We start from the raw sequence: 25,505 nt of genomic DNA, 5'->3' as shown, positions 1-25,505 counted from the left end.
GAGAATCTTCCCAACTCGAAAGACAAGGGCAAGATCATTCGAAAGATTTACATCCGATCGGCCGATCCGGCTCTGATCGCGATGCTTCTCTCCAGCAGCAGCCAACAGTACAACGGCAGCCCGGAACCGACGAGCATCTCCCGAATGGGAAGCAGTAGCGGTTTCGGTGGCGGCGGCTTCGGCAGCGGCTCCGGCGGATTTGGAAGCGGCTCCGGCGGCTTCGGCGGTGGCTCTGGCTTCGGTGGCGGCGGCTTTGGCGGCGGCTCCGGTGGCTTCGGCGGCGGCGGCTTCGGCGGCGGCGGCTTTGGTGGCGGCGGCTTCGGCGGCGGCGGTGGCGGCCGTGGAGGATTCGGCGGCTAGTCCGTCGGTCTTCCGATAACTTTAGCGAGGTGATTGTAGGAGTTCAAATGCAAAACATTAAGATGAAGATGGTGGCAATGGCGATGGGCGCAGTTCTGGCTGCATCCTTCGCCTTTGCCCAGGACAAAGATACACGGCTCAATGTGAATCTCAAGGATGCGGATCTCGTGACCGCAACCAAGATGGTCACGGAGAGGACTGGCCTTCAGTTCATTTTCAAGTCGACTAAGTCGTTCAATAAGGTCACCCTTCAACTGAAGGATCAGACCGCCGACGATGTCATTCGGTACATCTGCGACGCAGCGGGTGCCTATGTGACGCGAGACGATAATGGCGTCTACGTGATCACGGACGAGGCTCCCAAGGTCCCGGTTCCAGAAATTACCAACGTCGCCAAGCCAGCGGCCAAGATCTTCCGTAAGATCAAGCTGCTGCACGCTGGTGCCGATGAAGTCTTCGCCCAAGTGGTGCTCAACCGCGTTCTCGACCCGCTGACCAAGCATGCCGAGATGTATCGAGCGCTCAACATGGCCAAGATGATGGTTTCGGGTAGCACCGACTACAATAGCGCGGGACGCTCGACGAGCCAAGTTCTCAACAACTTGAGCACGGTCAACAGCTATCAGCCTTCGTCGACCATTCCCCAGACCAATCAAGAGGTTTCCGGTAATTCGGTCGCCCTTCCCGGAACGGAAAGCGGAAACCAGCGCGGCGGCTTCGGCGGCGGCAACCAGGGTGGCGGTTTCGGCAACCCCGGCGGCGGTCAGGGCGGCGGCAACGGTGGTAACGGCTTTGGCGGTGGTCAGGGCAACGGTGGCACCAACGCTCAGCTCCAGCCTGGTCAAGGTCTTGTTCCGGATACGATCGATCACATTTCGTACGATCCGACGGACAACAGCCTGATCGTTCGAGGTTCGAGCGAAGAAGATATCAACAACTTGCAGAACATCATCGCGCAGTTCGATGTTCGCCCCCGACAGGTGCAGATCAAGGTCGAGTTCATCACGACGACCGAGAACCTGGACCAATCGCTCGGCTACAACATCAACTACACGCGAGGAACGGTCGTCGCCGGTATGTCCGGTTCCGACTTCCTGCGAGCTTCGGACCCGGTCTTCCTCACCTATGCGACGGGCGACGCGGTTCTGCGACTCCGAACGCGCCTTTCCGAAGGTACCGGTCGAGTTGTGACGGCTCCGATTCTGCGAACGATGAACAACACGCCGGCTACGGTTGCAGCGTACACGCTCGACTGGATCCTGACCTCGACCACGGTTGCGACGAACGGCGGCTTCTTGACCACCGTTAACCCGCAGCAACAGGTTCTTGGTACGCAGTTGACGATCACCCCGCGAATCAACGCTGACGATACGATCACGATGGGTCTTACCCCGAACGTTTCGACTCCGGTCGGCACGCGATCGGTCAACTCGTCCAGCGGCACGTCGTTCGATCTTCCGATCAACAGCATCCAGTTCGCTCAGTGCGTCGTCAACGTGAAGAACCGAGACACGATCGTCATCGGCGGTCTCAACTCGGAAAGCACGAACACGACCGTGAACCGAGTTCCGGTTCTCAGCGATCTGCCGATCGTCGGTCAGTTCTTCCGCAAGGTTGTCAAGGGACGATCTGCTAACGAACTGCTGATCTTCGTGACTCCGGTCATCATCGAGGACGACGACACGTCGATCACTCCGTAACCAAACAAACTCCTACAATCACACTGTCGGGTAGCGTTTCCAACGCTACCCGCTTTCATTTCAAACCATGCAAGCTTGGATACTGATCGGAATGATGGGGGCAGGGAAGTCCACGATTGGTAAGCTCCTGGCCCAAGAAACCGGTCGGAGATTCATCGACACCGACCATCTGATCGAGAAGCGTGTCGGGCGCCCCATTGCTCAGTTCTTCAAGCTATATGGTGAAGAAGCGTTTCGCGATCACGAAACGGCCGTTATCGAGTCTCTTGAACCTGCTTCGATCGTGGTGGCTACCGGCGGAGGAGCAATTTTGCGAGACGCAAATTTCAATCACCTTCGCAAAATCGGAAAGGTCATCTACCTAAAGTCGGAACCCGCAGAACTGATCGAACGCCTACAGATGAGCAAGAAAAAGCGACCTTTGCTCCACACCGACGATTGGGAGCAACGCATAGTCGATCTGCTGGAATCCCGAAAAGATCGGTACGAAAGTGCAGACTTCGTTATCGAAGTCGACCAAACTGATCAAAATAGTATTGTCGAAGAAATCGTTCGGCTCATGAGCGACCAAGAATGATCGTCAAGCACGCTACCGGGGAATACGAAATTCGCTTTCAGCGCGTCGAGCTACCCGAAGGCGTCGTGATCACGGACCGAAACGTGGCCGAGGCCCACCCCGATCTTCTCAAATCAAGAGAGGTCATCGTGTTAGAGCCGGGTGAGCAGTCAAAATCCCTCGATGTCTACGGCCAAATGTGCCGCGATCTTATCGGTCGAAAAGTCACCCGCAAATCAACGCTCGTCGCCTTGGGAGGCGGAGTGCTGGGCGATCTGGTTGGGTTCGTCGCCGCAACCTACATGCGCGGTATTCGCTACGTTCAAATTCCGACTACCTTGCTCGCGCAAGTCGATAGCTCCGTCGGAGGCAAAACCGGAATCGACTTGCCCGAAGGCAAGAATCTTGTCGGCGCTTTCTATCCTCCGTCATTAGTGCAGATCGACACCGTCCTGTTGAATACCCTGCCTGAACGTCAGTTCCGTTGCGGCATGGCCGAGGTCATCAAGTACGGGTTCATCCAGAGTCCGTCTCTCACCGACAGCCTGGAAGGAAATGCGCTTCAGCCGGGAGACTTTCGTCTGCAAAGCGTGGTTGAAGAGTGCATAGGGATCAAAGCGCGAATGGTGCAGGAAGATGAGTTCGAAACGCTCGGAATCCGGGCTCAACTTAACTTCGGACACACGGTCGGGCACGCCCTTGAGCAAATGACGAATTACGAAAAGTACACCCATGGCGAGGCAATTTCGGTCGGAATGGTCGTCGAAACTAAGATCGCCGAAAAGCTCGGAATGGCACAAAATGGTCTGACGGAACGCGTTGCCAACTTACTTTTTAAGCACGGTTTGCCTGTCGACGCGGTAGAGTTGAAAGAAATCGATCAGGTGGTTTCGGTCATGAGAAAAGACAAGAAATCATTGCAAGGTGAACTTTCGATGAGTCTCGTGCGCGAGGTGGGGGACTGCGTGTTGGCTTCCAACGTCGAAGAAGGCGTCGTCCGGGAGGTGCTCGGTGAATTTGGCCAAAGTTAGGGTCCTTTTCGGCGTTCTTGTCGCAGCCTTCCTATTCCTTTGCTACGCGGCTTACCTCTTTGCCTACTCTCAGGGCCGACAGGTTCAGTTCGCAGCGCAAATGGACCAACCACCCATCCAAATCTTGTCTCTGCTTTTGCTAGTTGGCATCGTCGCGCTAGCGGCCATAAAGACCGACAGCGAGGAAGGTAGCCCGTGATCGGTCAGACCCTGGCGGTCAAGTACGAAATCCTGGCCCAAGTGTCCGATGGCCCCATTTTCGTGATGTTCGCAGCCAGGGACCGCCTCAGTGGTCGTAACCTCGGTATCCGGCAGGTGAAAATGCCCTTCAATGCCGAGGCAGACTTCATTAACACGCTTGTTGAACTCCTTCCTAACCTCCAGATTTCCCATCCAAACGTCGAATCACTTTACGAAATTGTCGAAGATTCGGGCCAACACTACCTGATCTCCGAGCTCCCAAAGGGCTCGCTTCTCACCGAGCGAATAAAGCGATTCGCTCCCTTTACGGTGCCCGTCTCCCTGGCAACCGTTATCGGAGTCGTCGAGGCGCTCGACGCCATCCACACCCGCGGTATCGCCCACGGCGACGTAGGACCGCACAATATCATCGCCATGCACGATGGCAGCGCCAAACTCCAGTTGGCCGGCGTATGGAAGGCGTACTCGTCCAGTAGAACGGCCGGCGTGGCCGTCCTTAGCCAAATGGCGCCTTATCTCGCGCCCGAGGTCTGCACTGGCCAAAAGCCCAGCCCGCAATCCGATCTCTATAGCGTGGGCGTTGTCCTTTTCGAGCTGCTGACCGGACGAGTGCCGCACCTTGGCGAAACGCCGACGGCAACGACGGTTAGGCACCTCACTAGTCCGGTGCCGAGCCTCCGCGGCATCAACGCCTCGGTCCCCGCCGCCGTCGAACAGGTCGTAAACAAGCTTCTCGCGAAGGATCCTGAGTCGCGTTACCAATCAGCCCGAGACCTGCTATCAGAACTTCGCACCATCCTCGATCAACTTCGATTTGGTCGAGTGCCGACGGCCAAGTCGCCGGAAGTCGGACAACCCGTGGTGGTCGAGCCTGCCCAACCGATCCGAACACCGTCGAAGAAAGCAGAGCTGGCCCCAAAGCGCACCGACGACGAAGCCGTGAAAGAACGAAAAAAACAACGGAAAGAGCGGGATGTACCCGTCTGGGTCCAGGCCATCCTCGCCGTCTTCGTCCTCTCTGCCGTTGGCGCGGTAGTAGCCTTCTTCGCCTATATAGCCCAAAAGCCCCGCGAAGTGAAGGTGCCAAATCTCAAAGGCGTTCTCACCAAGACCGCGATGGATCAGGTCAAGCAGCTAAAGCTCAACCTGCGGGTCGCGGGTAAAGAGTCGAACGAGAGAATGGAAATCGGTAAGATTTTGCGAACCAGTCCGGCGGCAGGCGAGACGATCCGCGAAGGAGGCACGATTACGGTTATCGAAAGCTCTGGTACCCGACTCGTCAAGGTGCCGGACCTGAAAGGCATGACTGCCGACGAAGCTCGGATCGCCCTTGAAGCTGAAAACCTCCGGCTCGATGGCAAGCCGTCACGCATTGTCGACTACGACGATGCAGAAGGATCGATCGTCAAGCAAGTTCCCGACCCCGGCGAGACCGTGGTCCGAACCAGCAAAGTTCAAATTTGGATTGCCGCCACCAACGAAGCCCCTACCGGCAGTCTGCCGGGCGAAAACGGAGAACCAACCGACAACCCCGCCCATAGCTTCTCGTTGGACTACAAGATCAAGGACGTTAAATGGTCGGTGACGGTTCGAGTAGAATTCGAGGACCGCAATGGCATCAAGACCGTCCTTGAGCGTGACTGCGAGCCTGGCGAGCACATCACAGCCCGCCAAATCGGCTACGGCGACAAGGCGACGTTCCGCATCTTCTACGATGGGGAACTGAAAGACACTATCGAAGTCCAGCCAGGAGTAAAGAGCAGCAATTGACGTACCATCTCGCGCCCTCCATCTTATCGTTCGATATCACGACGCTCTCAAGTCAGGTTCCCCGCCTGATGGCCGCTGGCGCCCACATTGTTCACCTCGACGTCATGGATGGGCAGTTCGTGCCACCAATCACCTTCGGCGATGTCATCGCGGCAAATCTACGCAATCACACCGACGCTCCGATGGAGGCACACTTGATGACCTTGACGCCCGAGAGGCATTTCGACGCTTTCATCAAGGCAGGGTGCCGACGAATCATCTTCCACGCCGAGGCCACGCCGCATGCCCACCGCCTAATCCAGGACCTCAAGTCCAGGGGCATTGAAGCGGGAATCGCCATCAACCCCGGTACGCCGGTCGAAGCTCTATCGGCGGTTATCGAAGATATCGACATGGCTCTGGTGATGACGGTTAACCCCGGCTGGGGCGGTCAAAAGTTCATCGACACAACCCTTGAAAAGATTCGGACGATCCGTCGGTGGTGGCCAGACGTCGATATCCAAGTCGATGGTGGGATCGATCCTGAAACCCTCCCGGTGGTCATCGGGGCCGGGGCCAACGTCTTTGTCGTCGGAAGTTACCTGTTGCGGGCACCGTCACTCGAGGAGGGAGTGCAATCGATCTTAAGCGGATTCCCCTCAAATTCCTGACGAGTCTGTTCGTGGTCGTCGGCATCGCCGTTGCCTTTGGTTGGCCCTGGATCATCGGTCGTCGTCCGTCCTCCGAAGCCACCTATGAGGTGAAGCTCGAGTTCCTGAAGCGTGGAGTCGCCCTGGTCGGCGTATCCGTGCTCTGTTTTGCTTTGGCGGTCATCGGGGCGCTGTTGATTGTGCGACAAGCCCGCGAGGAATATAACGACGCGCGCACCGAGAATCTCAAGGAATTGATCGAGGGCACGCAGGAAGACATCAGGAAGAAGCAGGATGTCGAATCCTGAAGCCTTCATGCGGGAGGCCATTGAGCTCTCCCGGCTCGGCTACCCCTTTTTCGCTCATGTAGGTTGCGTCGTCGTGAAGCATGGCGAAGTGGTGGGGCGGGGCTTCCACGACTACACGGGCGGCCCTCATGCCGAGGTCGTCGCCTTGCGCGACGCAAAAGACAAAGCCAAGGGGGCAACCGCCTACGTCACGCTTGAGCCGTGCAACCATCACGGCAAGACGCCGCCCTGCACCGACGCCCTTTTGGAATATGGCATCGCGAAAGTGGTTATCGCCGTGCGCGACCCAAACCCACGGGCCGCGGGCGGGCTCGAAAAGCTCAAGCAGCATAGCGTTGAAGTCGTCCAAGGCGTTTGCACTCGCGAGGCCGCCGAAGCGAATCGCCAGTTCCTGTTCGCCTTCACCCAGGGACGTCCGATGGTGACCGTCAAGGCCGGAATGACGCTGGACGGCAAAGTCGCACTCCCCTCCGGTGAGAGTCAGTGGATCACGAGCGAAGAGTCCCGGCGCGACGCGATGGAGCTGAGGGCAAAGATCGGGGCCGTGCTTGTTGGTCGAAAAACGGCCGAACTAGACCGGGCCAGGCTCAACGTTCGCGGAATCGATCTCCAAAATCAGCCGCTTCGCGTAGTGCTCGATCCTCGAAAGGTTCTCGACCCCGAACTTCCCGTCTTTGACGATTCGGCTCCAACCCTACACCTAACCGACTTCGACGGTCCTCTCGACGTCCTCGAAAGAATCCGTCAGGAAGGCCGAACTGGCGTACTGATAGAGGGCGGTCCGACCACCACCGCATCGTTCTTGAAGGCTGGCCTCGTGGATGAACTTGTCCTCTATGTCGCACCGAAGGTCTTTGGCGAGGGGATGGCTTGGTGTGGGGCTTTTGGTTTATCAGAACTTGCTTCGGCGCCCGAGTTCGAACTTATCGAAGTCCTGCCAGTCGGCCAAGACATCAAAATCCGTTACCGATCACGGAACCTTGGGACATTCCTGGCGTCCTACAACCTGTAGGTCGCGAGATCTATAACTGACAGCACTGAATAAGTGGGCCATTAAGCGATGGCCTAATCTCCCTCCCCAAACGCCCCGCGCCATTTCCCCCAAAGGCCGGGGCAATTCCTTTCTTAGAGAGTCAGAAACCAGCGGTGAAGGCGAAAGTCGTCGGTCAGTTCTGGATGGAAGCTGGTCCCGATGATCTTTCCCTGACGCACCCCGACAACCTGGCGGCGATACTCGCACAACACATCGGCGCTCGGTCCCACTCGCGTCACGACTGGAGCGCGGATGAAGACTCCGGTCACCGGCTCATCCAAACCTCTTACTTCGACCTCGTCCTCAAAACTGTGGATTTGGGCTCCGAAGGCGTTGCGGCGGACGGTGATATCCAAGAGCCCCAGCGTGTACTGTTGGCGATCTTCGATGTCCGTCGCCAGCATGATCATGCCCATGCAGGTTCCCCAAAGCGGCATCCCTTCCTTGCCTGCTCGCTTTAGCGCATCGCCCATGCCATACCGCTCCATCAGGAGCCCAACTGTGGTGCTTTCGCCGCCAGGGAGGATGGCACGGTCAACTTTGGCCAGCTCCTCAGGGGTGCGAATTTCTCGGATTTCGAGGCCATTGACGCCGGTTTGACGAAGGGCTTCGGAATGCTTCTCGAAGTCGCCCTGAATTGCGATAACGCCAACGCGCATGGAAGTATATAGGGTACCAGGAAGGACTATAGCGGTGAGAGCGGGGCACCCGATACGAACCAGCGATGGAGATTTGACCGAAGTGCCCGCTCGCACTACACTGTACAGCAAAAACGTTTTATCTAACAAGGCGGGAAGGGTCTTTTGTCTTATTAGATTCTCATTAGAGGTACCCCGGATGGGCTACACAAACGGTGGCAAACATGATAATTTTGTCTGGTATGAAGGGGTGGATACTTTTAGTGGGGGCTGGTACGTTCGCGACCGGCATCTTCATGAGCGGATGCGCTGGCACGCTTTCTAGCTCAACGGCAAGCAAAGAAGATCTAGGCAAAGCTTTGTTCTTCGATACAAGTCTCTCTAGTCCTGGTGGTCAGTCGTGCGGCACATGTCACGACCCGGGCAGTTTCTTTACCGATCCGAGGGGAACGGTCACTGCGCAGGGCGTTCTTCCCGGCGTCTTTGGTAAGCGCCAGGTGCCGACGGCAATGTACATGTCGTTCTCGCCAAAGTTTGGATTTAGCGCGGAGGAAGGCGACTACATCGGCGGCCAGTTCTGGGATGGGCGTGCGGCCACGCTTGAGGAGCAGGCCAAAGGGCCGTTCCTGAACCCGGCGGAAATGCACAACGGCTCAAAGCAGGAAGTCATCGACAAGATTCGCACGGGCCCGCTGGCGGAGCAGTTCCGCAAGGTGTACGGTAGCGACGTGTTCTCCGACACCGAGAAGGCGTACGACGACTTGGCCGACGCGATCGCGGCGTTCGAACGAACGGATGTCTTCCATCCGTTCAGCTCCAAGTACGACCAATATCTGAAGGGCAAGGTCCAACTGACCGACGCCGAGATGCGTGGGCTGCACGTCTTCGAAGAGCCGAACAAGGGCAACTGCGCGGCATGCCATCCGAACCGGCCTGGCCCGCACGGCGAGCCGCCGCTCTTTACCGACTTCTCGTATGACAACATCGGCCTGCCCAAGAACACGAACAATCCGTTTTACAGCCAGCCGTCGTGGAACAACCCTGACGGCAACAGCTTCGTGGACCTCGGCCTGTCGGATACCACAAGCCGACCCGGTGACCACGGACGGTTCAAGGTCCCAACGCTGCGCAATATCGCGATGACCGGTCCGTACTTCCACGATGGCGTCTTTACCACGCTGGAAGACGTGGTTCGCTTCTACAACCAGCGCGACCTCGGCGGATTTGGTCCTCCCGAGTGCGACGAGGGCGTCAATGACGAAGAGCTTGGAGACCTCCACTTGACGGCTCAAGAGCAGACCGATTTGGTGGCTTTCCTCAAAACTCTCACCGACGGCTATCAGCCATAAATCAAAAAAGCCCGTCCGATTCGGACGGGCTTTTTCACGCTGGGTTAACCCTTCTTCTTCTTGGTCGACTCTTTTGGAGCCGGAACGCTGGGTGAGTCCTTGAACTTGGCCGGGTCCTTCAGGAACTGCGGCTTGCACGCAGCACAGCAGAAGAAGTATCGGCGGCCCTTATAGTCCGCGTACATCTTGGTCTTCAACGCCTTGGCGATATTGACCTTGTCGCCCTTCATGACGGCGCAAGTGATTTCCGTCGGGTCCTTCTTGACAGGTTTCTGGGCGAACGCCGGAACCAACAGGCTGGCGGCGGCGAGGGCCAGGAGAATCTTTTTCATCGGTGTTTCCAGTATATTCGTATTGCTCGATCCTCGGTCATGAAGCTTCGATTTCTGCATACGAACGATTTCCACGGCAAATTAGACGAGGAGGTCGCGGCCAAGCTGACGTCCCTCCGGGACGAAGCGGATTTCTATTTCGACTCGGGCGACGCCATCAAGGCCGGAAACCTGGCAATCCCGCTAGATGCCGACCCAGTATGGGGCGCTTTCGCGTCCCTGCGATGCACCGCTTCCGTGCTCGGCAACCGAGAAACCCATCCCCTCCGCTCGGCGTTCGAGAAGAAGATCGAAGGGCACACGCATCCCGTCCTCGCTGGCAACATGGGGTTCAAAGGCGGGAAAGAAGTGCTCCCTCGAACCCTCCGCCTCGAAAAGGATGGCTTCAAGATTGGTGTGATCAGCACGATGGTGGCAATGGCAACCGACAAGATGAAGACGTCCGGCGCCTGGTTCTGCCGCTGGACCAATCCCATCGAAACAGCCATCAAGTTGGCTCAGGAAGTCCGACCCCATGTTGACCTTTTGATCGCCCTCACCCACATCGGATACAGCCAGGATCGCCTTTTGGCCGAGCAGTGTGGAGATATCGATATCATCTTTGGCGGTCACTCGCACACGGTTCTGGAGCACCCAGAAAAGATTAATCATACTTGGATCGTCCAAGGCGGCTCGCACGCCCGCTTCGCTGGCGTTTACACCTACGAAGACGAAATTCTGAGCGGCGGTCTGGTTCCCTTGGCCGTGAAGCCAAGTACCTAAGTTTCAAAAGCTATTGCTCCGCACCTGTTAAGATTGCCAGCTAGTAATTTTGTCGGGTTCGAAAAATCACGGTGTTTTTACCAGGTAAAGAAATTTCAGCCAGGTGGAAATGCTTCAGTGTGCTGAGGGTGGGTCATCCCAACGGTACCAAGTCCTGGGGAGGATTTGAACCAAAGCTGAGACGCTGAGGAAGTGGCCCGACAGTCACGGAGGATCGAATGTCATTTCAGATTAACAACAACATTGCAGCTTTGGGCGCTTACAATAGCGTTTCCAATGTCTCGAACTTGATGAGCAAGTCGATGAATCGACTTTCCAAGGGTCTTCGCATTTCGGATGCGTCGGATGACCCTGCGGGTCTCATCTCCTCGGAGCTTTTCCGCTCTCAGATCGCCTCGATGGATGCTGCGACTCGCAACAACACGGAAGCCATGAACTACGCCAAGACCGCTGAGAACGCGCTTGGTGAAATGAACCAGCTTCTGGACGATGCGCGAAGCCTCGCCGTCGCCTCGGGCAACTCGGCAACTCTGACGTCCACGCAGCTCGCTGCGAACCAGGACCAGCTCAACTCGATCATCAGCTCGATCAACCGAATCGCTAGCTCGACCAGCTACTCTGGCCGAAAGCTTCTCGACGGTTCCGCTGGTGTCACGACCCAGATTTCGAACACTTCGAAGGTTGCTGGCTTCAGCTTCGGCGGTACGGCCAACAGCACGACGGTTACGCAGACTGGTCTGATCACGATCAACCAGACGACGGCAGCCACCTCGGCTCTGTACACTGCGACGGCGCTTCTCACCACCGGTGCAGCTGCGTCGGGTTCGATCAGCATCAACGGTGTGAGCTTCTCGATCTCTGCCGGTACTTCGGGTGCCAACGTCGCTTCGATGATCAACGCGGCTTCGGGCCAGACGGGCGTTACCGCTTCGTTCAACTCCTCGAACCAGCTGATCTTCACGCAGACTCAGACGGGTACCAACCGATCGATCAACTTCGTCGATACGTCCGGCGCAGTTTCTTCGGCGGCGAACACCTCGGCGAGCGTTCAGGGAACGGACGCGGCAGCGACCATCACGGTCGGCGGCCAGAACGTCCTCTTCACCGGCGGTCGAGCCGGAGCCGATGGTCTGACTCTGTCGGATGCCAACGGCAACAAACTCGTCATCACCCAGGGTGGCAACACCACGGGTACCGCCCTCATGGGCCAGGTCATCGCAGCGGATTCGGCCTTCCAGATCGGATTCCTTGCGAACACCACGGCTAACCTCGCTCTGCGAAACATGAGCGCCAACCAGCTCGGTTCGGGTGTTTCTTCCGGTCTTACGGTTGCTAACCTCGACATCACCACCTCGGCCGGTGCTACGTCCGCTCTGTCGGTTCTCGACAAGGCGATCGACGAAGTCAGCCAGATGCGAGGTCGAATCGGTAACTTCCAGCGCAACACGTTGGAATCCAACAACCGATCGCTCCAGAGCATGAAGGAGAACCTCTCGAACTCTGAGAGCGCGATCCGAGACCTCGACGTCGCGTCCGAAATGACGAACTACACCAAGCTTCAGGTCATGCAGCAAGCCGGTATGGCGATGCTGGGTCAGGCCAACCAGGGTGGTCAGTCCGTCCTCTCGCTGCTCCGCGGCTAAGAGAAGAATCTGGGATAACAAAGAAGCCCCGCTTAGGCGGGGCTTTTTTCATATTTGGCCATCGACCGCCACTTCTCCGGTTCGCCGTGCCACAAGGCCAGGTCGAGAAAGAGCTGGTCCGTCCGTAGCTTGCTCATGTGCATAGTTGGGAACTTCCGGCTCTCGAATTTGAACTCGGAGCCGTTCTTGAGTTCCAGTACGATCCAGCCGCCGAGCAGAAGCACAGAATGGATGTTGTATCGTCGGTTGAGGGCCACGATATCGCTCCGATTGAGGACAATGCCACCCCGCTCCGAAGAGATCTCCAAGTAGCTCTCTGCCACGGTCAGGATGCCGACCTCGGCGTGGGCGTCGTACATCGTTGGGGGCTGAAGATAGACGAACCCGATCAACTCTCCGTTGGACTGGGTGAGCTTGCGCAACTCCCGATCGATCTTCTCATTTTCGTAGAAGCCCCAGACATTGATACCAAAATAGGCAGCCGCGATTCCCGCCACAATTCGCAGGGCCAGCGGGAGCACGAACATAAAGACCCCGACGACGATGCCGAAGAGAAGGGGAATAACGTTTCCTAGCAGCTGTCGTCGAAGATTCCAAATGCGCGGAGGCACTTGCTCATGTTACACTTGATAACGCCATGCCGAAGGGTCGTTTGGACGTGATTAGCATCATTCCTGGGCCCAAAAACGTAACTCGACTGGTGCAGAGGTTCGGGCAAAACGAATATGGCCTTGTGACCTCCCTAAACGACTCTCAGTTGCCGATGCTCCGCGCGCAGTTGGGCGACCAAACGATGGTCGACGTCAAATCGTTCGGCGAAGTCGTTCGCCAGGTGCACCTCCTCACCGGAATGCCGCCGCGTCTCATCGCGACTTCGCGCCAAATTCTCACCGCCATTTCCATCGTTTGCTCAGAAATTGGGTCGGATAGCCCGTTCCGCAAGGTGGCAGATATGCCCGGCTTCCATGAGTGCCTGCTGGAAGCTTTTCGCGAACTGGGGCACTGGGGCGTTATCGGCGCCAACACGGTGGACGTCCAACGTCTGGCGGCTCAAACCGGTCTTGCCAAGATCGGCGAGCTGATCGAAATCTTCAACGAGGTCATCTCTTTGCTGGAACGCGCGAACGCCACCATCGTCGCCAAGATGATCGCCGAGTGCCTGGATACAAATATCGATACCGACGGCCAGGATTCGCGCCTTCAGTTCTTCATGGGCAGTACGGTCCACCCGATGGCGATTCGCTGGATCAAGTGGCTGGTCGAGGAAGGGGCGGAGGTCGAGGTTATCCTCGACCGTCACGCCACCGATGGAGACATCTTCCAACTGTCGAAGGTGGTTGCCGCAGAACTGGAAGTTAGTCCCGCCGAGCCGGGAGAGGGAAGTCGTCTCATCAACAACCTTTTCGCCAAAGAAAAATATTCGGGGGCAGACCTCGACTGGGTCGAGCTTCACTGTTGCGGCGATCCGCTCGCGGAATGTGAATGGGCATTGCGGCGGTGTTTAGAGATCGGCGATTACGCCGCGACCGCCATCCTGACGCGGAATCTCGACAAATACGGCCCAATCCTGCTCCACGCTGGCGAGAGCTTGGGCGTACCCGTCGAGAGCCGACGCCGAATCCCGCTCCTCGCGAGCGGCTTCGCTAAGGTCACGCTGGCTGCACTCAAGGCGGTCGCGTCGGATGACGTTCGCGTCCTCGCGACGCCACTCAGGACCTCCTACTTCGGTATTGACGATCTCACCCAACTCCTTAATGAAGTTCACCACGGACCTGAGAAGGACTGGGAAGCCCTCGGCAACTACCTCGACCATTCGACCGAGATCGACGACAGTGTCCGCGTCGTGCTGAGCCACTTTCGCACGTTCCGCACCACTTGTTTCGAGAAGGCACGAGGACCGGCAGATTGGCATTCAGAGCTCAAGACCTTCCTTGAGTCCGCTCCATGGCTTGACAACGCCCAAGAGCGTGACCTTCGTGCCCAAACCTCAATGCTCTCCAATCTCGCCCAGGATGCCACGATTCAGCTCATCCAGACGCCCGATCCAATGACGTATCACGACTGGCTTTCCCACGCTGAGCGCGTCTGGGGGATGAGCGACGTCAGCGTCCCCAGCACTGGCGATGGGGTGCTGTTGGTTTCTTCGCCCGAAGAGCTGAGCGACATCGATAATCTTTTCGTCCTCGGCATGCTCGAAGGCTCATTCCCGCGCCGCCGGTCAGAGGACGCGATTCTCAGCGACGACCTCAAGCGCCGCTTGTCCGAACTGATAGACGGCCCCCCCATGAACGACTCCTTCGACATCGCGCGGAGTGAGCGCGACCTCTTTTACCGAGTCTGTGCCTGCCCGGCAAAGGCCCTCTACTTCAGCTATCCGATGTCGGACGGTGAATCCGACAATGTTCCCGCCTTTTACCTGGAGGAGGTTAAGCGCATCTGCGGAATTGAGGGGGCCGTCGTCCATCCTCGACGGTTGCTTACGCCGCCGGTCGATGAGTGCCAATCTCCCCGCGACATCGCTATCGCCGAACGAATCCAGCATCCCACTCTGCAGTCGGTCGATAACGTGCTGAAAGACGAGCGTGCCGTCGAGACCGTTCGCTTCGACATGGCTGACGTCAACCCGCGTTCCCTCCGCTCGCTGGTCGAGTGCAACTACAAATTTTCCGCCGAACGCCTCCTCCCCGAGCAACAGCAGGCAAACGACCATTGGGGTTGGCTCCTCGAAGTCCCGCGAAGAGCCCAACTGCTGACCATCTCTGATATCCGCGCCGCGAGGGCGGAGATAAAGCGCGTGCTGGACGAATACCTGGACGAACTTCGGCCCCGCCTGCCTGCGTGGGAGTTTGAGATGATGTACCACGGCTCCACGCGGCTCGTCGAAGGCTTGGTCGAACGCGAATTCGCCTCCCGCGACCTATGGGGTCGCGATCCCAGAAACACGGTCCTCGATGTCAAGTTTGGTGATCCTCAGCTCAATCCTGAGCGCTTCAAGTACCGCTTGAGCGGCAAGGTCGAAGGTATCACCGACCAAGATGGCGTACGGATCGTCCACCTCTACCGCCGCACGCCGCCAAAGGACACCAAGGAGGCCGCCATCGACCTCTACCTGTCCGAATACGGGATGTATTTTGCATCCGCCTGGGAGGGTGTCTCCGAAGTTCGACTTGAGATCGATGGCCTGAGCGATCACCGCACCACCCTGCTTTTCTCGGAGTTCACGCACCTCAACAAGCAAGGAGAGCAGTTCCTGGTCCTAAATCTGTCGCGGCAGTTTGGCAACAAAATCGAACTCGCTGACCGCATGAAGGACCTTCTTCGAAACCCGAAAGCGATCGCGGTTTCAGGGCAGATGACGACTCGTGCCGGCGACCACTGCACCTACTGCTCCTACGCGGATCTGTGCCGCCAGTCACTGGGCAGCTCGGACGACATTTTCGACTTCGGTGGAGGCACAAGTGGCTAATAAGCCCACCCAAGAACAGGTCGACATCATCGCCCAAAACGAGGGTTCCTCGGTCGTTGTGGCGTCGGCCGGCTCAGGCAAGACGTTTGTCGTCGTTGAACGCTACCTCCGCCTCGTGCAGGAGTTCGGCGTTCGCCCTTCGCAGATTCTCACCATCACCTTCACCAACAAGGCGGCCGCCGAAATGAAGCGGCGAATCGTCGACCGGCTGTTTGAGAAGGAGCTGTTCGAAGAGGCCCAAGAGGCGGAAACTGGTCCGATCCAGACGATCCACTCGTTCTATGAAAAGCTCCTGCGTGAGAACTCAGTCGAGGCGGGAATGGACCCGAAATTCGAACTGGCCGGAGGCGGAGAGTCGGATCGACTCAAGCGTGACGCCGTCCGGTTCGTGATCAATTCGGCCGAGGATGACGATAACGAACTCATCGCCATGTTCGTTCGTGCGACCGTGGGCCGCGCCGAATACGGACAGATCGGTGCTTACGAAAAGCTGGAAAGCGAGGCGATCAAAATCCTTAACCAGATGCGATCTAGTGGCCACGAGCCGTCGTATTTTGAGGACCTCTACCAGTCCGGTGAGCACTTTCTGGAAGTGACCCAAGAGGAACTGATCAAGCACCTGCCGGAATACATGCGCAATGCCATCGCGAGCACCATCGGCGTCCCTTGGCGGGACGTCGCCTACCAAGAAGCGGGGAAAATTCGCGGCGAGAAGACGAAGTACTCATGGTTGCGAACCGTGCAGGACGACGAGTTGACCATCGCGAACCTGACCTGCGGCCTCGCTCAACTCGCCCTCTACGCCTGGGCCGGATACGAGCGGATGCTGAGCGCCGAGCGGATGATCGACTTCGACGGGTTGGAGAGTCGCGCGGTACGTCTGTTGGAGACCTCACCGCAAGTGCGCCACCGCGTTTCGGATCAGTTTCTCCACGTTATTGTTGACGAATCGCAAGACCTCAACCGCAATCAGTTTCGCCTCTTCGATGCCATCGACAGCCAATCGAAAATGCTGGTCGGAGACGGCAAACAGTCGATCTACGCATTCCGCAATGCGGACGTCGCGATGTTCAAGGACCGCGCTCGTCAAGGGTTCCTCAAGCTGTCGCGCAACTTCCGGTCCGACAAAACGATCATCAACATGGTCGATGTCGTCTTCAGTCAGGCGTTCGGAGCCGACTACTTCTTGTCTGGCACTTACGAGGACTTCGACGAAGACGTGACCTACGACGCCGTCGAGCGAATCCATCTTACGTCGAAATCGAACTGGCATGAGTTGGCGGAATACGTGGCTCAGCAAAAGGCGAGCGGAGTAAATCTAAACTCCATTTGCATCCTCATTCGTCGCCATCGCGAGGCCGAAGCCATCGAGGCTGCGCTGAAGCGACGAGGCATCGGCGTCCGTATGAACGCGGGGCAATCGCAGTTCTTCGCCCGGTCCGAAGTTCGCGATCTCGTCAACGCACTCCTTGCCGTCTCATCGCGGCATGAAAACTTTGCATGGTTGGCGACGCTTCGCAGTCCCATCGTCGGGCTCTCGCTCGACGCCATCGTCCTTCTCGCCAAGCCGCAGCAGGACCAGGAGTTGGACCCCGAGGACCAGCAAAAACTAGATCGATTCATGCCCTGGTTCCTCGACCTGCGAGCACAGGTAGACCACGTCCCCGCGTCGGAAGTCCTTTCCAAAATCATCAATAAATCCGACCTGTTCTTGAACCTTTTGTCGCTTCCCGAGGGGCGGCGTAGAATCGAAAACGTCCGCAAGCTCTTGCTCCTAGCGATGGATTCGCCCGAGCTTTCGGCTCGCGAGTTCGCCGAGTTGATCCGCAACATTGAGCGCCTGCGCCACGACGAGGGTGACGCCGCTACGACCGACGAATCCGAAGAGTTGGTCACCCTCATGACCATCCATAAAGCCAAGGGGCTCGAGTGGGATACAGTCATCATCGCCGACGGAATGGACCACAAATCGCCCCCGATTTTCTCGCCGATCTTCGATGCCGACACGGGCTGGATCGGCTACTGGCTACGCGGCAAATCCACTTACGCTGCCGAGTACCTCCGCACACAAAAAGCCGCCAAAGAACGCGAAGAACTGGTCCGATTACAGTACGTGGCGATGACACGGGCCAAGAAGCGTCTCGTCCTCACGACCTGGGGTGACTCCAGCGCGGGCATGATCCAACTGGTCCGAACCGCAGTCGGCGGCTCGGGTTTCGACCGCCTCGCCACTTGGCATCCAAGCGAATCGCCGTAGCTCATTTCGCGTCTGAAACCAACTCCCGAATATCTCGAACTGGTATACAAGAGGTAGCGTGTCAGTCAGCGTCGGTATTGTTCAATTTTCTCCGGATAAAGGCAAACTGGAGGTCAATCTTGATCGCATCGCCGACCACCTGGTGCAGTGTGCCTCCGAAGGTATTCAACTGGCCCTCTTCCCCGAGACCAGCACCACTGGCTATTTTCTTGAAGGCGGCGTGGTCGAACTCGCGCTAAGCGCCGAAAGCTTGGTGCAAAAGCTTCAGAACCGGGTCGAGGGACGAATCAAGTCTCCGCTCGAATTCGTAGTCGGATTCTATGAAGTTCTGGGTGGCAATATCTACAATTCGGCCGCCTTTTGCCGCTTCAATGGCAGTCGCATTCAGCTCATCAAGGCATACCAGAAGTTCTTTCTGCCGACCTACGGCGTGTTTGACGAGGACCGGTTTGTGTCGAAAGGCACCGACCTCTGCGTCCTCGATTCCAGCGTTGGCCGGACTTCGCTCATGATCTGCGAAGATGTGTGGCACTCCGTGTTCCCAACGCTGAACGCCGTCGCCGGGGCGACCGCCATGATCATTCCGTCGGCCTCGCCCGCGCGTGGCTTTCGGAGCGAGCATATCGAGAATCACGAGCGCTACCAACGCCTGGTGCGAGCCATCTCCGAGGAGCACGGTGTGTTCACTTTCCTCGCCCAGTTGGTGGGCCACGAAGGCGGCAAAGGGTTCATTGGCGGCTCCATGATCTGCGACCCACTTGGTCGAGTCTTGGTCGAGGCGCCGGTCGGCGTCGAGGCTATCATCGCGGCCGACATCGACCTAGAACTCGTCCCCATCGCCCGTGCCCAAACCCCGCTCATCTCGGACCTCCAGTCGAGTTGGCACAATTTGCTGAAGATCGCCAATCAGATCGATTGACTTGAAAGTCGCAAGCCTCTAGCCAACTCTCGGAGCGAAGCGGAGACCCCGATCTATCGGGGCCAACTCCCAACTCCCGATCTCAGGTATACTCCTCGTCTACCGCTCGGGGCGCAAGCCCCCGCCTGGAGACCACGAGCATGAGTGAAGATCTGAACAAAGCATTGACGGTTGAAGCCGCCATGAAGGACAAGGACGCCGACGTTTCGTCGAAAGCACGTCCGCGACGCAAGCGAAAGGTGAGCTACCTCACCCTCAACAAGATTGAGGTCGTCGATTACAAGGACGTCGCCCTTCTCCGAAAATTTATTAACGATCGCGGCAAGATGATCTCGTCGCGACAGAGCGGTACCACCGCCCGCCAGCAACGACAGGTTGCCAAGGCGATCAAGCGAGCCCGAGAAATGGCGCTGATCCCGTTCGTCGTCACCGAGATGAACACCGAAAAGCGTGAATCTCGACGATCCGAAGCTCCGGCTCCGGCACCAGCCGCTCCCGCCGCCGAAGAATAAACTACACGATTCCGGAACGCAAAAGGTCCTTGAGCATCAAAAGCCCAAGGACCTTTCTATTTTTGACCACCGGCATTTCACCGATTTTGAACGGAGAGTTCTGAAACACCTCAAGCGCCTCGATGGCGAGCAGGTCCGGCTCGATTACCGACGGCGTCGTATTCATGAACTGCTGAGCCTGGGTCTCAATCTCGATTGGTTGCTTCAGCAGTTGGCGGCGGATGTCGCCCTCTGTGATGAACCCGATCAGTGCCTCGCTATCGTCGACCACGCACGCCGCGCCCACGCCCGCGTTTGCGATCTTCTGCATGATCTCCAACACCGTGTTACTTGGCGAGGCGATCGCGATGTCGTCGTGAGAGCGCATCACGTCCTCGACTCTCAACAAGAGCCGCTTGCCCAGCGCGCCCGCCGGGTGGTACCGGGCAAAATCCTCTTTGCCAAAGCCGCGCGCCTCCATCACTGAGATTGCGAGCGCATCGCTGAGGGCGATCATGACCGTCGTGCTCGTGGTGGGCGCTAGGTTGTTCGGACATGCCTCTTCGCGGACTCCCGTGTCGAGCACCAGGTCGGACAGCCTCGCGGCAGTGCTGGTCGGCCTACCCGTAATCAAAATCGTCTTGGCGCCCGACGCCTTAAAGCTTGGAAACAGGCGCACGAGTTCGTCGGTCTCGCCGCTGTGCGTGTAGACCAGCATGATGTCGTCTTTGGTGACCATCCCCAGATCGCCATGAACCGCCTCCGCCGCGTGCATAAAGAACGCAGGCGAGCCCGTGCTGGCGAGCGTCGCCGCCGTCTTATTGGCGATATGACCCGACTTCCCGACCCCGCAGCAGATCACGCGGCCGGTGCAGTTAAGAATCCACTCCGCCGCCGTCTCAAATCCGCCATCCAGGTTCGCTGCGCAGTGCAGAACCGCCTCGGCCTCCTGCTTCAGAATTCGCTTGCCGTTCTCAATCATCATCCTAAAATGCTCTTGCCGAAGAGCGACGCTACCCACTCCGCCGCCACCGTCGCCGTCTCGTTGTTCCGGTCGTGGATCGGGCTCACCTCGACCACATCCATCCCTACCAGTATGTACCCATCTGGCGTGTTCAACGATTGGCAGATCAACTCCGCCAAGAAGTGCGCTTCGCGATAGGTCAGACCTCCACGCACCGCTGTTCCGGTGCCGGGGGCCAAAATCGGGTCCATCGCGTCCACATCGAGCGATATGTAGAGGTACTTACAACCGTTCTTTCGGAGCCGTTCGTCGATTTTGCCCCAGCATCCCAGCACACCGTACCGGTCAATTTCATGCATGGTGATGGGGAAGCCTTGCTTTGCCAACTGCTTCTCGCCAGGATCGACGTCCCGCAAGCCGAACCAGCAAACCTGGTCGAGCTTAAGAGTGTGCCCGACCACGCGCTCCTTCAATTCGTTCCAATCCTGGTCGACCGCGCCCGACATCCCACTGGAAAGGCCAGCCAAGAGCGCCAACGGCATCCCGTGGATATTCATCGATGGGGAAATTCCAGGGTAGTTCAGGTCGGCGTGCGCATCGATCCACAGCACCGCAAGTTCGTCGCCGTATCGGTCCAGAAGGGCCGCGATTGGACCGGCGGCCATCGAATGCTCTCCTCCGAGCATGATTGGGAAGCTGCCACGATCCACGATTCGAGACGTGAGTTCTTTGATCTGCACGATGACATCGCCTGCCGCTTTGGCGAAGGGGATTCCCGGTCCCGCTTCCGCGTGCAGGTCGGTGGGTAAGTTGCCGAGGTCGACGATTTCCGTCTGACCCGTCGAAGAAAGCGAAGGAATGAGGCCCGCAAGCCTCAGTGCGTCCGGTCCGAGCCGACTCCCTTGTCGAGCGCCGCCGAGGTCGAACGGAGCGCCATGAATCTCGATCACGGTGTAAGGGTACCTGGCAGTCCGGGGCGGACTACTTGTTGTTCGCGGCCGCCGGAGAGTTCGTCGAAGGCGTCGTCGCGGAGGACGTGGAAGCCGTCGAGTTAGAGGACGGAGTGTTGGATGCAGGCGTGTTGGCGGCTGGCGTATTCGTCACCGGGGTGTTGACGGCCGGAACGTTATTCGCAGGTGCCGTGATCGGTGCAGATGGCATAGCCTCTTGAGCCTGAACCTTTTCGGAGACGACGTTGTAGAGCAGAACCAGCCCCATAAACGCGATGCCGGAATAAAGCGCCATCTGCGACATGATGTCGTCGAAAGTGGCTTTGCCCTTATAAGTCGTGCGGACGCTGCTGCCACCGCCCATCGCGTCGCCCTTTCCCGTAATGAGGACAATCAACGAGAAAAAGATTGCGACCAAAATCGCGAGGGCAAGGACGATAGAGCTCAGAATAGCCACAGCAATCTCATAGGATACCTAAAACGTGACAAGGACCACTCCGGTCAGCATCCCGATTAGCACCGCTATTAATAACGCCGCCGTCGAACCAGCCATTACATGCAGGAGCCCGCTCGTGTAAATTCTTTGAAATGGACTAGGCGTTCGGCTCGGCGCGACCTCGTAGTTTGCCAGTAGTTCTTTGGCCGCTTCGATCGCGCTGGCAATCTGTTTGGCGTTCGCTTTCTTGGTCGTGATCCAGTACTGCGCGAGGGATCCGAGCGGTTTCCAAAGCATAATCGTGAAGAAAAGGCCAAGGAAAACCGCACTCCGGTCGTTGCCGAACCAAGGGTTAAAGGCGAGGGCCGAAAAGATTGCTGCGGCGACCGCGAGGTTGGTTCCGCACCGTGGATGCACCCGGGGCATCCGCGCCACAACCTCCGGCGTAATCTCCTCGTCCCGCTCGATGGCGTGGACCACCTGGTGTTCGGCCGCGTGGTATCCGGCGATGGGATGAATGCGAAAAGCCAGCACCATGACAAGAAACGGAACGATATTAAGGAACGTATTCCAAAGCGTCGTTTCTGGAACATACCGACCGATCAGGTCAGTAAGAAAGTCGCCGACAAGAAAGATCGCGATAAGGAAGAAGCCGGTCGTGACCAGGTACCACCCCTTCTTGCCACCCATCACCGCACCGTTGGTCAAATACACGCCAAACGGCGTCGCCATCCCCCCCACCATCGGCGGTCGAGGTTTCTCGGGAACCGTGCCGACAAAGTTCGAAGCGGCTACTAAGCCGCATACGACATCATGGCCGTCGACCACCACTAAGATCGGCGTCGCCTCCAACTGCCGCAGGGCTTCCGCACCCGTGTTGCGATTGAGGATCGGCGTCGTCGGCGACATATAGTCGCTAACAGCGTCATTGGGCGAGGCCCCATCGCCCACGTAGCGCAGAATTCCCGCTTCGGTCAGGAGCCCAACTAGGTGTCCCTCGTTCACGACCGGAATCACTTCCTGGCCGGACTCGCGCATCTTTTCGATGGCGAGATGGATGCTCATCGACTGTTCCGCGCAGACGCACGGGCGCATGAATCGCCCAACTGGTTGCGCAAGCCGATCCGAGATCACGCGAATAGTATGGCGCGTTTTGGGCATAATGAACTGGTACGTGAAGCGAATTGGTGTGATTACGAGCGGAGGGGACGCGCCTGGAATGAATGCGGCGATTCGGGGCGTGGTTCGAGCCGCGCTCTACCGCAACACCGAGATCATCGGCTTCGCGCACGGCTGGGAAGGCGTCATCAACGATGAGTCTCAAGTGATGGACTCGAAGGTTGTGGGCGGCATCATCGACCGCGGCGGCACCATCCTTCGCTCGGCCCGAAGCGCCGAATTCCGTACACCCGACGGCCGAGTCAAAGCTCTCGATAACCTTCGCAAGAATAAAGTTGAAGGGCTGGTGGTCATCGGCGGCGACGGCTCGCTGACCGGTGCGCTAAAGCTGCAAGAAGAATTCCAATTTCCGGTCATGGGCGTGCCTGGCTCCATCGACAACGACATCTCCGGCACCGACTTCTCTATCGGCTTCGACACCGCCGTGAACATTTCCGTCGAGGCGATCGACCGCCTGCGCGACACCGCCTACTCCCACGAGCGCGTCTTCGTGGTCGAGGTCATGGGCCGTCGCAACGGATTTATCGCGATCGAGTCAGGTTTAGCTGGCGGCGCAGAGGCCATCCTGATCCCCGAAGTCCCATACTCGCTTCTGGATATCTGCAAGAACCTGCGCTCGGCGGCGGATCGAGGAAAGAAAAGCTCGATCATCGTCGTCGCCGAAGGTGCCGCGCGAGCCAGCGACGTCAAGCTGTTCATCGAGAAGAACACCGGCTTCGACTGCCGATACCTCGTACTGGGACACCTCCAGCGGGGTGGAAGCCCGACCGTCTTCGATCGCGTCCTAGCCCTCCGCCTCAGTGCCCTGGCCACCAACCGACTCCTGAGCGGATTCCGAGGCGAAATGGCCGGTGTCGATGGCAGTAAGCTGGTCTCGCACCCACTGACCTACGTCCTCAGCACCGAACGCACCATCGATCCCGAAAAGCTCCTCCTGGCCGAAGTCATGGCGCAGTAACTTAGTTGGGAGTTTGGAGTTGGCGGTCGGCGGACCTATCGTGGCTCTCTCTGATCTCCTAACTTCCAACTTCCAACTCCAAACTGTAAACTAAACAGATGGTCCTCACTGTCACCCTCAACCCCTGCGTCGACTACCTGCTGAGGGTGGACAAGTTCCTGCCGAACGACACCAACCGCGTGCTCGTTTCCGAAAAGGACGCTGGCGGGAAGGGCCTCAACACCTCGCGTGTCTATGCCCATCTCGGCGGCGAAACCATCGCGACCGGCTTCCTCGGTGGAGCCACTGCCGCCTTCATCCGCCACGTGATGGAAGAAGAAGGGGTCGAAGATGGCTTCGTGCAGATCGCGGGCGAGACCCGCACCAACTTCTCGGTGGAAGACAATTCCGACGATCCGCCCACCACTTTCAATCAAAAGGGCCCGACCATCTCCGACGACGAATGGAAAGCGCTGGTGGAGTCGGTAGAGATTCTGGCGACCAAGGCGACTTGGGTCTCATTCGGAGGCTCCTTACCGCCCGGCTTGAGCACGGACGCCTTCTACCAACTTGCCCTCATCGCCAAAAAGGCGGGTGCCAAGGTGGTCATCGATGCCGACGGAGCCGTGCTCGCCGAGGGCCTGAAGGCTGATCCCGACTTCATCAAGCCCAATAGCAAGGAGGCTGGTCGCCTTCTCGGGCGTCCGATCGAATCCGACGAGGACGTCATCGCCGCAGCAAAGGAACTCTACGCCAAGATCGGCGGCGGGCACCGCTATGTCGTCATCAGCCGGGGAGAGAAGGGAGCCGTGATGGCTTGCCAAGAAGGAACGTTCCTTGGCAAGAGCCCGAAAGTCCATCCGAAAAGTACCATCGGGAGCGGCGACTCGATGATCGCGGGAATGCTGTGGGCGTTGGTGGAAGGGAAGTCTGCCGAGGAAGCCCTTCGCTGGGGTCTCGCCGCGGGGGCCGCAACCGCCCTCACCGACGGAACGGCCATCGGTGGCAAAGCGACCACCGAACAACTCTTTCCCGAAGCCCTGGCCACCCAGATCTAACTACTTGTGGTTCGAAAGCACGCAATGAGTCACCTTGCCATGCTCAATGGTGATCGTGATTTGCCTGCCGATCAAAGCGCAATCATCCTTCGGCACCCGCTTCTCGTCGCCGGGGAGAGAGACTTGGAAGCCCGTCATCGTATCGTCCGACCATTTTGGATTCGCCTTTGGTCCAAGGCTCTGCAGGAACTTGGCCAGTGTCTGTCCGGCAAAGGGGTCGTCGTATTTGATCCCCACCCGCTTGCCGTTCCTGAACGGCACAAACGGCATCTTGATATTGCTCCGCGAAGTCCACACGACGTAAACCATGCCGCTGAAAGTCTCCCGTCGCTTCTTGCTGAGCGAGGAAATGGTCGGGAATGACTTCTGGGACCGCGTGACGGTGTACTGCCCCGGAGCCTTAACGCCGATTTGGCTAATCGGCGATCCGATCGGAACCGTCGGTGTGACTTGCTGAAGAATGAGAAACGCAGTGAGCATCTGGTAGTGAGTGCCGTGCTGGAGGCGGATTGTTCAAAACAAAGATGGGCTCCGGC

At 58.0% G+C, this 25,505-nt stretch carries 24 protein-coding genes and 1 pseudogene; 17 read left to right on the top strand and 8 right to left on the bottom strand.

Annotated features, from left to right (window positions below; translation table 11 throughout):
• The first annotated feature begins 159 nt into the window (after nucleotides 1–159).
• From GC165_03695 to ribD, 8 genes and pseudogenes are all read left to right on the top strand, one after another.
• Nucleotides 160–360: pseudogene (locus tag GC165_03695) on the top strand (TIGR03016 family PEP-CTERM system-associated outer membrane protein).
• A 47-nt stretch (nucleotides 361–407) separates the two neighbouring features.
• The gene (locus GC165_03690) at nucleotides 408–2,060 is read left to right on the top strand and encodes a hypothetical protein (protein ID MBI1331963.1); all 1,653 of its coding nucleotides are present in this window, start codon (nucleotides 408–410) and stop codon (nucleotides 2,058–2,060) included.
• Between the two features lie 67 nt (nucleotides 2,061–2,127).
• Nucleotides 2,128–2,637, top strand: a complete 510-nt coding sequence (locus tag GC165_03685) for an AAA family ATPase (protein MBI1331962.1) — start codon at nucleotides 2,128–2,130, stop codon at nucleotides 2,635–2,637.
• Nucleotides 2,634–3,647 carry a 3-dehydroquinate synthase gene (gene aroB / locus GC165_03680; protein MBI1331961.1) on the top strand — a complete coding sequence of 338 codons (1,014 nt, stop codon included), beginning with the start codon at nucleotides 2,634–2,636 and terminating at the stop codon, nucleotides 3,645–3,647. Before GC165_03685 ends, aroB begins: the two co-directional genes overlap by 4 nt.
• Before the next feature lie 195 nt (nucleotides 3,648–3,842).
• Nucleotides 3,843–5,618, top strand: coding sequence for a PASTA domain-containing protein (locus tag GC165_03675; GenBank protein MBI1331960.1), 1,776 nt, complete (start codon nucleotides 3,843–3,845; stop codon nucleotides 5,616–5,618).
• Nucleotides 5,615–6,268: a ribulose-phosphate 3-epimerase gene (rpe, locus tag GC165_03670; protein ID MBI1331959.1), complete on the top strand. Its 654-nt coding sequence runs from the start codon at nucleotides 5,615–5,617 to the stop codon at nucleotides 6,266–6,268. Before GC165_03675 ends, rpe begins: the two co-directional genes overlap by 4 nt.
• A gap of 11 nt (nucleotides 6,269–6,279) precedes the next feature.
• A complete protein-coding gene (locus GC165_03665) occupies nucleotides 6,280–6,555 on the top strand; it encodes a hypothetical protein (GenBank protein MBI1331958.1) in 276 nt (91 codons plus the stop codon).
• On the top strand, nucleotides 6,542–7,567 hold the full coding sequence (gene ribD / locus GC165_03660; GenBank protein MBI1331957.1) for a bifunctional diaminohydroxyphosphoribosylaminopyrimidine deaminase/5-amino-6-(5-phosphoribosylamino)uracil reductase RibD: 1,026 nt from the start codon (nucleotides 6,542–6,544) through the stop codon (nucleotides 7,565–7,567). The genes GC165_03665 and ribD overlap by 14 nt, the downstream gene beginning before the upstream one ends.
• Before the next feature lie 113 nt (nucleotides 7,568–7,680).
• On the opposite strand, the gene pdxT is transcribed toward ribD, so the two are convergent.
• Nucleotides 7,681–8,247: a pyridoxal 5'-phosphate synthase glutaminase subunit PdxT gene (pdxT, locus tag GC165_03655; GenBank protein ID MBI1331956.1), complete on the bottom strand. Its 567-nt coding sequence runs from the start codon at nucleotides 8,245–8,247 to the stop codon at nucleotides 7,681–7,683.
• Nucleotides 8,248–8,522: 275 nt separating this feature from the next.
• Between pdxT and GC165_03650 the strand changes: the two genes are divergently transcribed.
• On the top strand, nucleotides 8,523–9,575 hold the full coding sequence (locus GC165_03650) for a c-type cytochrome (GenBank protein ID MBI1331955.1): 1,053 nt from the start codon (nucleotides 8,523–8,525) through the stop codon (nucleotides 9,573–9,575).
• Nucleotides 9,576–9,619: 44 nt separating this feature from the next.
• On the opposite strand, the gene GC165_03645 is transcribed toward GC165_03650, so the two are convergent.
• On the bottom strand, nucleotides 9,620–9,967 hold the full coding sequence (locus GC165_03645) for a YHS domain-containing protein (protein ID MBI1331954.1): 348 nt from the start codon (nucleotides 9,965–9,967) through the stop codon (nucleotides 9,620–9,622).
• Here GC165_03645 and GC165_03640 point away from each other — a divergent pair.
• Together GC165_03640 and GC165_03635 are read left to right on the top strand one after the other, a co-directional pair.
• On the top strand, nucleotides 9,947–10,669 hold the full coding sequence (locus GC165_03640) for a hypothetical protein (protein ID MBI1331953.1): 723 nt from the start codon (nucleotides 9,947–9,949) through the stop codon (nucleotides 10,667–10,669). The genes GC165_03645 and GC165_03640 overlap by 21 nt on opposite strands.
• 218 nt (nucleotides 10,670–10,887) lie before the next feature.
• Nucleotides 10,888–12,312, top strand: coding sequence for a hypothetical protein (locus GC165_03635; protein MBI1331952.1), 1,425 nt, complete (start codon nucleotides 10,888–10,890; stop codon nucleotides 12,310–12,312).
• Nucleotides 12,313–12,344: 32 nt separating this feature from the next.
• Here GC165_03635 and GC165_03630 read toward each other — a convergent pair whose 3' ends face one another.
• A complete protein-coding gene (locus tag GC165_03630) occupies nucleotides 12,345–12,923 on the bottom strand; it encodes a hypothetical protein (GenBank protein MBI1331951.1) in 579 nt (192 codons plus the stop codon).
• A 26-nt stretch (nucleotides 12,924–12,949) separates the two neighbouring features.
• Between GC165_03630 and GC165_03625 the strand changes: the two genes are divergently transcribed.
• The 4 genes from GC165_03625 to rpsR all read left to right on the top strand — a co-directional run bounded on the left by GC165_03625 (nucleotide 12,950) and on the right by rpsR (nucleotide 19,466).
• Entirely contained in the window at nucleotides 12,950–15,778 is a 2,829-nt protein-coding gene (locus tag GC165_03625) for a hypothetical protein (GenBank protein ID MBI1331950.1), read from the top strand.
• The gene (locus GC165_03620) at nucleotides 15,675–18,035 is read left to right on the top strand and encodes an AAA family ATPase (GenBank protein ID MBI1331949.1); all 2,361 of its coding nucleotides are present in this window, start codon (nucleotides 15,675–15,677) and stop codon (nucleotides 18,033–18,035) included. The genes GC165_03625 and GC165_03620 overlap by 104 nt, the downstream gene beginning before the upstream one ends.
• 31 nt (nucleotides 18,036–18,066) lie before the next feature.
• Entirely contained in the window at nucleotides 18,067–18,954 is an 888-nt protein-coding gene (locus tag GC165_03615; GenBank protein MBI1331948.1) for a beta-ureidopropionase, read from the top strand.
• Between the two features lie 182 nt (nucleotides 18,955–19,136).
• Entirely contained in the window at nucleotides 19,137–19,466 is a 330-nt protein-coding gene (rpsR, locus tag GC165_03610) for a 30S ribosomal protein S18 (GenBank protein ID MBI1331947.1), read from the top strand.
• A gap of 1 nt (nucleotide 19,467) precedes the next feature.
• Here the strand turns inward: rpsR and GC165_03605 are convergent, their stop codons facing one another.
• The 4 genes from GC165_03605 to GC165_03590 are packed head-to-tail and all read right to left on the bottom strand — an operon-like array spanning nucleotide 19,468 to nucleotide 22,956.
• The gene (locus GC165_03605) at nucleotides 19,468–20,430 is read right to left on the bottom strand and encodes a KpsF/GutQ family sugar-phosphate isomerase (protein ID MBI1331946.1); all 963 of its coding nucleotides are present in this window, start codon (nucleotides 20,428–20,430) and stop codon (nucleotides 19,468–19,470) included.
• Entirely contained in the window at nucleotides 20,427–21,506 is a 1,080-nt protein-coding gene (locus GC165_03600; protein MBI1331945.1) for an arginase, read from the bottom strand. Before GC165_03600 ends, GC165_03605 begins: the two co-directional genes overlap by 4 nt.
• Entirely contained in the window at nucleotides 21,391–21,816 is a 426-nt protein-coding gene (locus GC165_03595) for a hypothetical protein (GenBank protein ID MBI1331944.1), read from the bottom strand. The genes GC165_03600 and GC165_03595 overlap by 116 nt, the downstream gene beginning before the upstream one ends.
• An 18-nt stretch (nucleotides 21,817–21,834) precedes the next feature.
• Nucleotides 21,835–22,956, bottom strand: a complete 1,122-nt coding sequence (locus GC165_03590) for a DUF1385 domain-containing protein (GenBank protein MBI1331943.1) — start codon at nucleotides 22,954–22,956, stop codon at nucleotides 21,835–21,837.
• Between the two features lies 1 nt (nucleotide 22,957).
• Here GC165_03590 and pfkA point away from each other — a divergent pair, with 1 nt between their 5' ends.
• Both pfkA and pfkB read left to right on the top strand, forming a co-directional pair.
• Entirely contained in the window at nucleotides 22,958–23,932 is a 975-nt protein-coding gene (gene pfkA, locus GC165_03585; protein ID MBI1331942.1) for a 6-phosphofructokinase, read from the top strand.
• Between the two features lie 98 nt (nucleotides 23,933–24,030).
• On the top strand, nucleotides 24,031–24,969 hold the full coding sequence (gene pfkB, locus GC165_03580; GenBank protein MBI1331941.1) for a 1-phosphofructokinase: 939 nt from the start codon (nucleotides 24,031–24,033) through the stop codon (nucleotides 24,967–24,969).
• On the opposite strand, the gene GC165_03575 is transcribed toward pfkB, so the two are convergent.
• Nucleotides 24,970–25,449 carry a hypothetical protein gene (locus GC165_03575; GenBank protein MBI1331940.1) on the bottom strand — a complete coding sequence of 160 codons (480 nt, stop codon included), beginning with the start codon at nucleotides 25,447–25,449 and terminating at the stop codon, nucleotides 24,970–24,972. It lies immediately after the preceding gene.
• Between the last annotated feature and the right edge of the window lie 56 nt (nucleotides 25,450–25,505).

It is taken from the genome of Armatimonadota bacterium, from assembly GCA_016125185.1.
GTDB lineage: Bacteria > Armatimonadota > Fimbriimonadia > Fimbriimonadales > Fimbriimonadaceae > Fimbriimonas.
The sequence above is the reverse complement of the archived record's forward strand: the minus strand, read 5'-3'. Positions and strand labels throughout refer to the sequence as shown.